The organism is Nocardioides glacieisoli, from assembly GCF_004137245.1.
Classification (GTDB): Bacteria; Actinomycetota; Actinomycetes; order Propionibacteriales; family Nocardioidaceae; genus Nocardioides; species Nocardioides glacieisoli.
In genome coordinates this window covers 118,987-130,214 of record NZ_SDWS01000010.1, presented here as the reverse complement: position 1 = coordinate 130,214, position 11,228 = coordinate 118,987, and the positions used below count along the sequence as shown (strand labels likewise).

At 69.2% G+C, this 11,228-nt stretch carries 11 protein-coding genes; all 11 read left to right on the top strand.

Going from position 1 to position 11,228, the window contains the following annotated elements:
• The first annotated feature begins 43 nt into the window (after positions 1-43).
• From EUA06_RS19115 to EUA06_RS19065, 11 genes are read left to right on the top strand one after another with little or no spacing between them, the layout of a single operon-like run.
• Positions 44-1,000 (top strand): ABC transporter ATP-binding protein, encoded by a 957-nt coding sequence (locus tag EUA06_RS19115; RefSeq protein ID WP_129478773.1) that lies wholly within the window; start codon positions 44-46, stop codon positions 998-1,000.
• A gap of 6 nt (positions 1,001-1,006) precedes the next feature.
• The gene (locus EUA06_RS19110; RefSeq protein WP_129478771.1) at positions 1,007-1,792 is read left to right on the top strand and encodes an MlaE family ABC transporter permease; all 786 of its coding nucleotides are present in this window, start codon (positions 1,007-1,009) and stop codon (positions 1,790-1,792) included.
• Positions 1,789-2,604 (top strand): MlaE family ABC transporter permease, encoded by an 816-nt coding sequence (locus EUA06_RS19105; RefSeq protein WP_129478769.1) that lies wholly within the window; start codon positions 1,789-1,791, stop codon positions 2,602-2,604. The genes EUA06_RS19110 and EUA06_RS19105 overlap by 4 nt, the downstream gene beginning before the upstream one ends.
• Before the next feature lie 7 nt (positions 2,605-2,611).
• A complete protein-coding gene (locus EUA06_RS19100) occupies positions 2,612-3,886 on the top strand; it encodes an MCE family protein (RefSeq protein ID WP_129478767.1) in 1,275 nt (424 codons plus the stop codon).
• Positions 3,883-4,920 carry an MCE family protein gene (locus EUA06_RS19095; RefSeq protein ID WP_129478765.1) on the top strand — a complete coding sequence of 346 codons (1,038 nt, stop codon included), beginning with the start codon at positions 3,883-3,885 and terminating at the stop codon, positions 4,918-4,920. The genes EUA06_RS19100 and EUA06_RS19095 overlap by 4 nt, the downstream gene beginning before the upstream one ends.
• Positions 4,917-5,879 (top strand): MCE family protein, encoded by a 963-nt coding sequence (locus EUA06_RS19090; protein WP_129478763.1) that lies wholly within the window; start codon positions 4,917-4,919, stop codon positions 5,877-5,879. The genes EUA06_RS19095 and EUA06_RS19090 overlap by 4 nt, the downstream gene beginning before the upstream one ends.
• 3 nt (positions 5,880-5,882) lie before the next feature.
• A complete protein-coding gene (locus EUA06_RS19085; RefSeq protein ID WP_129478761.1) occupies positions 5,883-7,052 on the top strand; it encodes an MCE family protein in 1,170 nt (389 codons plus the stop codon).
• Positions 7,049-8,503, top strand: a complete 1,455-nt coding sequence (locus EUA06_RS19080) for an MCE family protein (RefSeq protein ID WP_129478759.1) — start codon at positions 7,049-7,051, stop codon at positions 8,501-8,503. Before EUA06_RS19085 ends, EUA06_RS19080 begins: the two co-directional genes overlap by 4 nt.
• A complete protein-coding gene (locus tag EUA06_RS19075; protein WP_129478758.1) occupies positions 8,500-9,789 on the top strand; it encodes an MCE family protein in 1,290 nt (429 codons plus the stop codon). Before EUA06_RS19080 ends, EUA06_RS19075 begins: the two co-directional genes overlap by 4 nt.
• Positions 9,753-10,382, top strand: coding sequence for a hypothetical protein (locus EUA06_RS19070; RefSeq protein WP_129478756.1), 630 nt, complete (start codon positions 9,753-9,755; stop codon positions 10,380-10,382). The genes EUA06_RS19075 and EUA06_RS19070 overlap by 37 nt, the downstream gene beginning before the upstream one ends.
• The gene (locus EUA06_RS19065) at positions 10,379-11,164 is read left to right on the top strand and encodes a J domain-containing protein (protein ID WP_129478754.1); all 786 of its coding nucleotides are present in this window, start codon (positions 10,379-10,381) and stop codon (positions 11,162-11,164) included. The genes EUA06_RS19070 and EUA06_RS19065 overlap by 4 nt, the downstream gene beginning before the upstream one ends.
• The last annotated feature ends 64 nt before the right edge of the window (positions 11,165-11,228 follow it).

The window sequence follows — 11,228 nt, the reverse complement described above, 5'->3', positions numbered from 1 at the left end:
CTACTGAGCAGTAGCGCTACCGGGGAGGAAGGGGTCCGCGTACATGGGTGTCGAGATCGTGGTCAACGACCTCACCAAGTCGTTCGGCAAGCAGCTGATCTGGGGTGACGTGACCCTCACGATCCCGGCCGGCGAGATCTGCGTGATGCTCGGTCCGTCCGGAACGGGCAAGTCGGTCTTCCTTAAGACCCTCATCGGGCTGCTCAAGCCCGACAAGGGCTCGATCCTCATCGAGGGCACCGACATCGCCAGCTGCTCCGAGCGCGACCTCTACGAGATCCGCAAGCTCTTCGGCGTGCTGTTCCAGGACGGTGCGATGTTCGGCTCGATGAACCTCTACGACAACGTCGCCTTCCCGCTGCGCGAGCACACGAAGAAGAGCGAGTCTGAGATCCGCAGCATCGTGATGGAGAAGATGGACCTCGTCGGTCTCCTCGGTGCCGAGGACAAGCTGCCCGGCGAGATCTCCGGCGGCATGCGCAAGCGCGCCGGCCTCGCCCGGGCCCTCGTGCTCGACCCCGAGATCGTCCTCTTCGACGAGCCCGACTCCGGCCTCGACCCGGTGCGCACGGCCTTCCTCAACCAGCTCATCATCGACCTCAACGCGCAGATCGACGCGACGTTCCTGATCGTGACGCACGACGTGAACACCGCGCGCACCGTCCCCGACAACATCGGGCTGCTCTACCACAAGCACCTGGCGATGTTCGGGCCGCGCGAGCAGCTGCTGAGCTCGGAGGAGCCGGTCGTGCGCCAGTTCCTCAACGCGCAGCGGGTGGGTCCCATCGGCATGTCGGAGGAGAAGGACGCCGACGAGCTCGCCTCCGAGGAGGGTCAGGAGCTGCCGCCCCTGCCGCCCATCCCGCTCCAGCAGGAGCCGTCCAACGGCATCCCGCGACGCAGCCAGCGCCCGCCGGGCGAGTGGTGCAAGGAGCACGGCATCACCCCACCCCCCGGTTCCTTCGAGTCCGCCAACGCCGGCCTGGCGCCGGGGGCCTGACGACCCATGGCCACCTCCATGTCCTCGCGCGCGCTCGCGCCCGTCGCGGTCGCAGGCAATCTCTTCGCCTTCGCCCTCGACGTGTTCCGGGCGCTCTTCCGGCGCCCGTTCCAGCTGCGCGAGTTCATCCAGCAGGCGTGGTTCATCGCCTCGGTGACCATCATCCCCACCGCGCTCGTCGCCATCCCGTTCGGCGCGGTCATCGCGCTCCAGGTCGGCGGGCTCATCAAGCAGTTCGGTGCGCAGTCGTTCACCGGCTCCGCTTCCGTGCTCGCCGTGATCCAGCAGGCGGCGCCCATCGGCACCGCCCTCCTGATCGCCGGCGCCGGCGGCTCGGCGATCGCCGCCGACCTCGGTGCCCGCAAGATCCGCGAGGAGCTCGACGCGATGATGGTGCTGGGCATCGACCCGATCCAGCGCCTCGTGGTCCCGCGCGTGCTGGCCTGCATGATGGTCGCGTTCTTCCTCAACGGCATGGTCAGCGTCGTCGGCGTGACGGGCGGCTACGTCTTCAACGTGATCCTCCAGGACGGCACCCCCGGTGCCTACCTCGCCAGCTTCACCGCCCTCGCGCAGCTGCCCGACCTGTGGATCGGCCTGATCAAGGCGCTCGTCTTCGGGATCATCGCGGCGATCGTGGCCTCCTACAAGGGCATGAACGCCAACGGCGGGCCGAAGGGCGTGGGCGACGCGGTCAATGAGTCGGTGGTCATCACCTTCCTCCTGCTGTTCGTCGCCAACTTCGTGCTGAGCCTCATCTACCTCCAGATCATCCCGCCGAAGGGAGGATGACCGTGGCCATCAAGCCCCTCGCCTCCCTCGAGACCCTCGGCGGGCAGCTCGCCTTCCACCTCGCCGTCCTCAGGGCCATCCCGCGCTCGGTCACCCGCTACCCGCGCGAGATCATGCGGATCCTGGCCGAAGTCACCCTCGGCACGGGTGCCCTCGCCGTCATCGGCGGCACCGTCGGCGTCATCATCGGGATGACCTTCTTCACCGGCGCCCAGGTCGGGCTGTCGGGCTACGCCGCGCTCAACCAGCTCGGCACGGCCGCGTTCTCCGGCTTCGTCTCCGCCTACTTCAACACCCGCGAGATCGCGCCGCTCGTCGCCGGCATCGCGCTGGCCGCCACCGTCGGGTGCGGCTTCACCGCCCAGCTCGGCGCCATGCGCATCTCGGAGGAGGTCGACGCCCTCGAGGTGATGGCGATCCCGTCGATGCCCTTCCTCGTCGCCACCCGCGTGGTCGGCGGCCTGATCGCGATCATCCCGTTGTACGTCGTCGGGCTGCTGTCGTCGTACTTCGCGAGCCGGCTCGTGGTGACGCAGTTCTACGGCCAGTCGTCCGGCACCTACGACCACTACTTCAACGCGTTCCTGCCACCGGGTGACGTGCTCTGGTCCTTCGGCAAGGTCCTCGTCTTCGCGGTCACCGTGATCCTCATCCACTGCTACCACGGCTACAACGCCTCGGGCGGTCCCGCCGGCGTGGGCGTGGCCGTGGGTCGCGCCGTGCGCTCGAGCATCGTGGCCATCAACGTGATCGACCTCCTGCTCTCCATGGCCATCTGGGGCGCGTCCACGACCGTGCGGCTGGCGGGGTGATGCGCAGATGAAGCTCAAGGCACTCGGTGTGGTCTTCGTGGCCCTCATGCTCGCGTCGGTGTGGGCTACCTACGGCGTGTTCACCAACAAGTTCACCGACTACGACGAGGTGACCGTCCAGGCCTCGAAGATCGGGCTGCAGCTGCCCGAGCGCGCCGACGTCAAGATCAAGGGCGTCATCGTCGGCGAGGTGCTCGACTACGAGCCGACCGCCGAGGGCGCCGACATCACGCTGGGGCTCTACCAGGACCGCACCACCGACATCCCGAAGGACGTCACCGCCTCGATCCTGCCCAAGACGCTCTTCGGCGAGAAGTTCGTCTCGCTGATCCCGCCGCAGGGCGGCTCGTCGGCCGGACCGATCGCCGCCGGTGACGTGATCGAGCGGACCAACCTGTCGATCGAGGTCGAGGAGGTCCTCAGCGACCTCTACCCGCTGCTCCGCGCCGTGCAGCCCGCCGACCTCAACACCACCCTCAACGCCGTCGCGACCGCGCTCGAGGGCCGTGGCGAGCAGCTCGGCGAGACCATCGAGACGATGGACGACTACCTCACCCGCTTCAACCCCGAGCTGCCCGCCCTGATCGAGGACCTGCGGCTCACCGCGCAGGTGTCCGACACCTACGCCGACGTGCTTCCCGAGGTCGCGATCATCCTGCGCAACACCATCACCACGACGACCACGCTCGAGGACCGCGAGGAGAAGCTCAAGGCGCTCTTCAACGACGTCTCGAAGTTCTCCGCAGTCGCGGAGCGGTTCACCCGGGCGAACGGCGACAACCTGGTGCGCCTCGGTGACCTGAGCGCCGCGCAGCTCGCGGTCTTCGCGAAGTACGCACCCGAGTACCCCTGCCTGCTGGGGGGCATCGTCGGCGCCGGCAAGCTCCAGGCCGAGGCGTTCCGCGGCTTCACGCTGCACATCGTCCTGGAGACCCTGCCCAACCAGCCGCGCGGCTACGGCCCGCAGGACGTCCCCGTCTACGGCGCCAAGAACGGCCCCTACTGCGGCACCCTGCCGAACCCTCCCTTCACGCAGGCCAACCCCTTCAAGGACCAGCCCGACTTCGTCGACGGGGTCAACTCACCCACCGGCAAGGGCACCAGCCGGGTCGGGCCCGGCTGGTCGGGCACCTCGGCGGGCTACGCCGGCGGGCGGGACGAGTCGGCCCTGCTCAAGGCGCTCCTCGCGCCCGGGCTCGGCGTCGGCTCGGACGACGTACCCGACCTGGGCGTGCTGCTCGTGGGTCCGATGGCGCGTGGGGCGGAGGTGTCGCTGCGATGAGCCCCGTGCTGGACAAGAAGACCTCGGTCGACCTGGTGAAGCTCCTCGTCTTCGTCGTGGTCACCTCCCTCGCGACCGCCGTCCTCGTGGTGACGATCGGCAACCTCAGCTTCGGTGACTCGCGCGAGTACAAGGCCGAGTTCACCGACGCGACCGGCGTCAACAAGGGTGACGACATCCGGGTCGCCGGCGTCCGCGTCGGCACGGTCGACGACGTCGAGATCATCGACCGCACCCGCGCGCTGGTCAGCTTCACCGTCGACGAGCGCACCTCGGTCAACGGTGGGACCAACGCCTCGATCCGCTACCGCAACCTCGTCGGCCAGCGCTACATCTCGCTGACCCAGGAGGTCGGCGACACCCAGCGGCTGCCGGCCGGTACGACGATCCCGGTGCCGCGCACGCGCCCCGCACTCGACCTCACCGTCCTCTTCAACGGGTTCAAGCCGCTCTTTCAGGCCCTCTCGCCCGAGGACGTCAACCAGCTCTCCTTCGAGCTGATCCAGGTCTTCCAGGGTGAGGGCGGCACGCTCGAGGGGCTGCTCGCGCACACCGCGTCGGTCACCAACACGCTGGCCGACCGCGACCAGGTCATCGGTGAGCTGATCGACAACCTCTCCCTCGTGCTCGACCACGTGGCCGACCGCGACAAGCAGCTGACCCGCCTCATCCAGTCGTTCCGGACGCTCGTCGGCGGGCTCAAGCAGGACCGCAACGCGATCCTGGGGTCCCTGGAGGACGTCTCCGCGCTCTCGGTCGAGACTGCGTCGCTCATCGACGGGATCCGCGAGCCCTTCGTCAAGGACATCAAGGAGCTGCGGACGGTCGCGGGCAACATCGACAAGAACAAGGCCGAGCTGGACCGGGCCCTCCAGGTCCTGCCGATCAAGCTCGAGAAGGTCGGGCGCACCGCGATCTACGGCTCGTTCTTCAACTTCTACCTCTGCGAGTTCCAGGGGCGGGTCAACCTGCCCAACAACCTCTCCCTCCCGGTGAAGTACGCCACCGGATCCGACAGGTGTGATCTCGGATGAAGCCCTTCCGCGAACGCAACCCGGTCATCGTGGGTGCCGTCAGCCTCGTCGTGCTGGCGACGCTCCTGGTGGGCGCCCTGCGTGCCGACGACCTGCCGATCATCGGTGGCGGCGACACCTACCACGCGATGTTCACCGAGGCCGGCGGCCTCAAGAAGAACGACGAGGTCCGGATCGCCGGTGTCCGCGTCGGCAAGGTCGACGAGATCGCGCTCGACGACGGCCAGGTCAAGGTGAGCTTCAAGGTCGATGACGCCGCGAGGTTCGGCTCCGAGACCCGGGCGGCAATCAAGGTGAAGACCATCCTCGGCGCGATGTTCCTCGCCCTCGAGCCGGCCGGCGGCGGCCAGCTGGAGGAGGACGGCACGATCCCGGCGGAGCGCACCTCCTCGCCGTTCGACGTCGTCGAGGCCTTCGAGGGCCTGGCCTCCACGTCGGACCAGATCGACACCGACCAGCTGGCCGAGTCGCTCACCACCCTCGCCGACCTCACCCGCAACACCCCGGAGGAGTTCCGGGGCGCGCTGTCGGGGCTGAGCCGGCTCTCGGCCAACGTCGCCGAGAAGGACCAGCAGCTCAACACGCTCCTCGTGAACCTCGAGCGCGTCTCGACCGTCCTCGACGAGCGCGACCAGGACATCATCAAGCTGATGGAGGACAGCGACGTGCTGTTCCGCGCCCTCGTCGCCCGGCGTGACGCGGTGCACCAGCTCCTGGTGTCGACCACGACGCTGTCCAAGGAGCTGTCCGCGCTCATCGACGACTCGCGGGAGGACCTCGCCCCGGCCCTCGCGCACCTGGAGAACGTCGTGGCGGTCCTCAACAAGAACGAGGACAACCTCGACAGCAGCCTGCGGCTGATGGCGCCGTTCTACCGCGTCTTCGCCAACACGCTCGGCACCGGTCCGTGGTTCGACACGTGGATCGCCAACTTCCCTCCCGTCCCGCAGGTGGGCTGACCCATGGACCTCGTGAAGCGATTCCTCGCCCCCCTCATCGTGCTGCTGTTCGTCGTGGCGGCCGCCGTCACCGTCTTCGGCGGCGACACCGGCAAGACGGTCGTCGCGCACTTCCCCCGCGCCATCTCCGTCTACGAGGGCAGCGACGTCCGCGTGCTCGGTGTCCCGGTGGGCACGGTGACCCGGGTCGAGCCCACCGGCACCGACGTGACGGTGACGATGACGTACGACGACGAGGTCAAGCTGCCCGCCGACGCCAAGGCGGTGATCATCGCGCCGTCGGTGGTGGGCGACCGCTACGTCCAGCTGACGCCGGCCTACCCCGGCACCGGGGACGTCCTGACCGACGGCGCTGAGCTGAGCGTCGAGCAGACGTCGCAGCCGCTCGAGCTCGACCAGATCTACGACAGCCTCGACCGCCTCAACGTGGCGCTCGGCCCGCGGGGTGCCAACAAGGACGGAGCCCTGTCCGACCTGCTCTCCGTGACGGCCGACAACTTCGGCGGCCAGGGCACGACCTTCCGCCAGACCATCAAGGACTTCTCGCGGCTCAGCGCCACCCTCGCGGGCAACAAGGAGGAGCTCTTCGGCTCGGTCCGGGCGCTGGAGGGCTTCATCCGGACGCTGGCCGAGAACGACCAGACGGTGCGCCAGTTCAACCAGTCCCTCGCCGATGTCTCGACGATGCTCGCGGGCGAGCGCCAGGAGCTCGTCGCCGCCACGAGGAACCTCTCCACCGCCCTGACCGACGTCAAGGGCTTCGTGGAGGACAACAAGGACTCGTTGAGCCGCAACATCTCCGGGCTCAACCGGGTCTCCAAGGTGCTCGTGCGCCAGCGTGACTCCCTCGACGAGATCCTGCGCGTGGCGCCGGCCGCCCTCAACAACCTCGGCCTGACCTACAACCCGCAGGCCGGCACCCTCGACACCCGAGCGAACCTCGGCGAGGCGATCAACCAGATCCAGTACGACCCCGCGGCGCTGCTGTGCGGCTTCGTCAGCCAGGTCGAGCGGTCCGGCCAGGTCTGCGACACGATCACCCAGCTGCTCCCGAAGAACCGTCCCGGTGCGCTCGGGAAGCCGGACGTGCTCCCGGCGCAGGAGGTCTTCGACCCCACCCTCGGTGGTCTCGTCGCTCCGGCGGCTGCAACGGACGAGGAGGTGTCGCGATGAAGCGCATGAAGGCACTCGTGCTGGCCGTGCTCGTGGTCATGGGCCTGTCCTCGTGCGACGCCAGCGTCTACTCCCTCCCGCTCCCGGGTGGGCCGGACGTCGGTGAGAACCCGATCACGATCAAGGTCGAGTTCGCCGACGTCCTCGACCTCGTGCCGCAGTCGACGGTCAAGGTCAACGACGTGAGCGTCGGCAAGGTGACCGCGATCGACCTCGAGGGCTACCAGGCGCTCGTCACCCTCGAGGTGCGCCGCGACGTGGAGCTGCCGGGCAACGCGGTCGCCGAGCTGCGCCAGACCAGCCTCCTCGGCGAGAAGTTCGTCGAGCTCAGCGCCCCCGACGAGGGCGCGATCGCGACGAAGATGAAGGACGGGGCGGTCATCCCGATCGAGCGGGCCGGCCGCAACCCGGAGGTCGAGGAGGTCCTCGGCGCGCTGAGCCTGCTCCTCAACGGCGGCGGCGTCGCCCAGCTCAAGACGATCACGCAGGAGCTCAACCTCGCGCTCGAGGGACGCGAGGAGTCCGCGCGCTCGGTGCTCGAGCAGCTGCGCGTCTTCACCGGCCAGCTCGACGAGAACAAGGAGGACATCGTCGACGCGATCGAGTCGCTCAACCGGCTCGCCCTCGCCGCCGAGAAGCAGCTCCCGACCATCGACAAGGCCCTCGAGGAGCTGCCCAGCGCCCTCGACTCGATCGACCGCCAGCGCGACGACCTCGTCGAGATGCTCACCGCGCTCGACCAGCTGTCCTCGGTCGCGGTCGACGTGATCGCACAGTCCAAGGACGCCACGATCACCTCGCTGGAGCGGCTCGACCCCGTGCTGACACAGCTCGCGGCGTCGGGCGACGACTTCACCAACGCCTTCAACGTCTTCCTGACCTACCCGTTCGTCGACGAGGTGGTCGGTCGCGACCCGCAGGTCGCCCGCAACCTGCACATGGGTGACTACACCAACCTCTCGATCACCCTCGACATCGACCTGACCGCGATCCCGACCACCATCCCGACGACGCTCCCGACCGAGGCGTGCATCCCGCTCAGCCAGCTCCCACAGGACGGGCCGCTGCCCGACACCAGCCTGCTGTGCCAGGACGCGCTCGACGCGATCAACAAGTGCCTCGAAGGTCTGCGCCGCGGCGACGTCACCGCCTGCATCGGGCTGCCCAACTCGGTGATCTCGGCGGTCTGCAAGCAGTTCCCCGTGCCGGGCCTGTGCGGTGGATCCGGTACGCCGACCCTGCCGCTGCCCACGCCGTCGATCCCGACCAGCCTCCCGCCGCTGCCGACCATCACCCTCCCGAGCCTGCCCGTGATCACGGGGCTGCCTCGACCAGGGACGTACGACACCTCGCCACCGGATCGCGGGCGCGGCCCCACGGTCGCGCAGCTCACCGAGGTCTACGACCCGGCACTCGTCAGCCTGCTGATCCCGGGCGTGGTGAAGCGATGATCACCCGTCGGACCAAGGTCCAGCTCCTCGTCTTCGCCCTGATCACGCTGATCGGCGTGAGCTTCGTCGGCGCCCGCTACGCGCGGCTCGACCGGGTGTTCGTGGACCAGAGCTACACCGTCGTGGCGCACTTCGCCGACTCCGGGGGCGCCTTCGCCGGCGCCGAGGTGTCCTACCGCGGCGTGCGAGTGGGCGAGGTCGACCGCCTCGAGCTGACCAAGGACGGCGTCGACATCGTGCTCGACATCGACAACGAGTTCGACGACATCCCCGCCGATGCCGAGGCACTGGTCGGCAACCGCTCCGCGGTGGGGGAGCAGTACGTCGAGCTCCAGCCGCAGAGCAACGAGGGACCGTTCCTGCGCGACGACTCCGAGATCGCCCGCGACCGCACCGCCATCCCGATCTCGACCGACACCCTGCTCACGCACCTCGACGAGACGGTGCGCAGCGTCGACGAGGACGACCTGCGCACGGTCACCTCCGAGTTCGGCCTGGCCTTCAACGACGCCGGCGACGACCTGCAGACCATCCTCGACAGCAGCAGCTCGTTCATCACCACGGCGCAAGAGAACTTCGACGTCACCGTCGACCTGATCCGCGACGCCAACACGGTGCTCAACGGCCAGATCGACTCCGAGCGGGCGTTCCGCCGCTTCGCGCGCGACCTGTCGACGTTCTCCACGACGGTGGCCAACAACGACAAGGACCTCCGCAGGCTCATCGAGGACGGGTCGCTCGGCGCCAACGAGCTGCGCGTCTTCCTCGAGGACAACGAGGTCGAGCTCGGCGAGCTGATCAACAACCTCGTCACCACCGGCGAGGTCGTGGTCAAGCACCTCGACGGTGTCGAGCAGCTGCTCGTCATCTACCCCTACGTCGTGGAGGGCGGCTACACCGTCGTCTCGAAGTCGCCGGGCACCGGCCTCTACGACGCCCACTTCGGCATGGTCCTCACGACGGAGCCGCACGTCTGCCACGCGGGCTACGAGGGCACCGACCGGCGCTCGCCGCTCGACGGCAGCAACCGGCCGATGAAGGAGGACACCCGGTGCACCGAGCCGGCCTCCCTGAGCAATGCCCGAGGCGCGCAGAACATCCAGGCGCCCCGCCCGGCCACGGGCTGGGGCCCCGCGGACTTCGCCTACGACCCCGCGACCGGCGCGGTGGCGTCCGACCCGGCCGAGGTCGCCCGCCTCGAGCGCGCCGGTAGCGTTGCCCCGAGCAGCCTGGGAGAGGAGACGTGGAAGTGGCTCTACCTCCAGCCCCTGCTGGCCCGCGACTGACCCCCCGGGTCGGGGTCGCGATCGCCGCCGCGCTGGCGCTGGTCGTGGCCGCCTGTGTCGCGCTCCTGATCTGGATGTCCGTGAGCGGTCCCGCAACTGCCGACGGCGGCCTCGACCTGCCCGACGAGCGCGAGCAGGCGATGAGCCTGACCGACCAGTTCGTGAAGCGGCTCGGCACCTACAGCCCCGACATGGTCGACGACTCCGGGCAGATGCCGGACTACCGCGAGCAGGTGCGCGAGGTGATCACGCCCAAGTTCGCCGCCGACTTCGAGAAGCAGGTCGGGACCGCCGAGCAGCTCGTCGCCCAGGGCGGCATCACCCGCACCGCCGACGTCTTCGCGACCGCCGTGTCGTCCATCGACGACGACTCCGCCCGCGTCCTGGTGGCCGGCGCCTTCACCGACAGCTACGAGCAGGGCGAGGGCGACGACGCCACGACCGTCGACCAGGAGCCGCTGCCCTTCCGCTTCCTCGTCGACCTGGTCGTGATCGACGGCGAGTGGCTCGTCGACGACTTCTCACCGGTCACGGGTGCCGACGACGAGGGCGCTCCCGAGCCCGCCCCGCAGGGCGAAGGGAGCACGCCATGAGCGAGAGCCCCACCTGGTACGACGTCCTCGGCGTCCCGCGCGACGCCTCGAGCGACGAGGTCCGCGCCGCGTGGAAGTCCCAGATCGCCGACCTCGAGCCCGGGGACCGGCGCTTCGACTCCCTCAACCGCGCCGCAGAGGTCCTCCTCGACCCCGCTGCGCGGGCGGCGTACGACGTCGAGCACCCCGAGGTCGAGGACGACGAGCCACTCGTCGAGGTCGACGAGCCGGGTCCCGTGACAGGGCTTCGCCCTTCCTCGACCAGCGAAGAGAGCCCCTCGACCGACGGGCGTGGCGGGGTGCCGGGCTGGCTGCTGGCCGGGCTGGGCCTCCTGGCCGCCGGGCTGGTCGCGGCCACTGTCTGGATGTGGGTCGCCGGCGACGACGGGGGAGACGACTCCGCCGCGCGCCAGGCGCAGGTCGCCGCCGAGCGCGCGGTGGTGCCCGTGCTGTCCTACGACTACGAGCACCTCGACGAGGACCAGAAGGCCGCACAGGCGCTGATGACGGGCAGCTACCGCTCGGAGTACGACAAGCTCTTCGCGGTCCTGGAGGAGAACGCGCCGCAGACGCAGACGAAGGTGACCGCGTCGGTGGTGGCGTCCGGGATCGTCCGGGCCTCGGACGGCCGGGTGCAGGTGCTGGTCTTCGTGGACCGGCCCACGACCAACAAGCTGAGCGCGGAGCCGGTCGTCTACAAGGACCAGGTGACGCTGTCGATGCAGCTCGTCGACGGCACGTGGCTGGTCGACGACATGGTCACCTCGCCCGTCCAGGGCTGACGCGCTCCCGGGCCTGCCCCTCCCCAATCGGCGCGTTCTGCTTGACCCGGGGCCCCCGGGCGTT

What these genes read in the sequence shown, in the direction of transcription:
- EUA06_RS19115 (WP_129478773.1), top strand. Translation starts at nt 44, where the DNA reads ATGGGTGTCGAGATCGTGGTCAACGACCTCACCAAGTCGTTCGGCAAG.
- EUA06_RS19110 (WP_129478771.1), top strand. Translation starts at nt 1,007, where the DNA reads ATGGCCACCTCCATGTCCTCGCGCGCGCTCGCGCCCGTCGCGGTCGCA.
- EUA06_RS19105 (WP_129478769.1), top strand. Translation starts at nt 1,789, where the DNA reads ATGACCGTGGCCATCAAGCCCCTCGCCTCCCTCGAGACCCTCGGCGGG.
- EUA06_RS19100 (WP_129478767.1), top strand. Translation starts at nt 2,612, where the DNA reads ATGAAGCTCAAGGCACTCGGTGTGGTCTTCGTGGCCCTCATGCTCGCG.
- EUA06_RS19095 (WP_129478765.1), top strand. Translation starts at nt 3,883, where the DNA reads ATGAGCCCCGTGCTGGACAAGAAGACCTCGGTCGACCTGGTGAAGCTC.
- EUA06_RS19090 (WP_129478763.1), top strand. Translation starts at nt 4,917, where the DNA reads ATGAAGCCCTTCCGCGAACGCAACCCGGTCATCGTGGGTGCCGTCAGC.
- EUA06_RS19085 (WP_129478761.1), top strand. Translation starts at nt 5,883, where the DNA reads ATGGACCTCGTGAAGCGATTCCTCGCCCCCCTCATCGTGCTGCTGTTC.
- EUA06_RS19080 (WP_129478759.1), top strand. Translation starts at nt 7,049, where the DNA reads ATGAAGCGCATGAAGGCACTCGTGCTGGCCGTGCTCGTGGTCATGGGC.
- EUA06_RS19075 (WP_129478758.1), top strand. Translation starts at nt 8,500, where the DNA reads ATGATCACCCGTCGGACCAAGGTCCAGCTCCTCGTCTTCGCCCTGATC.
- EUA06_RS19065 (WP_129478754.1), top strand. Translation starts at nt 10,379, where the DNA reads ATGAGCGAGAGCCCCACCTGGTACGACGTCCTCGGCGTCCCGCGCGAC.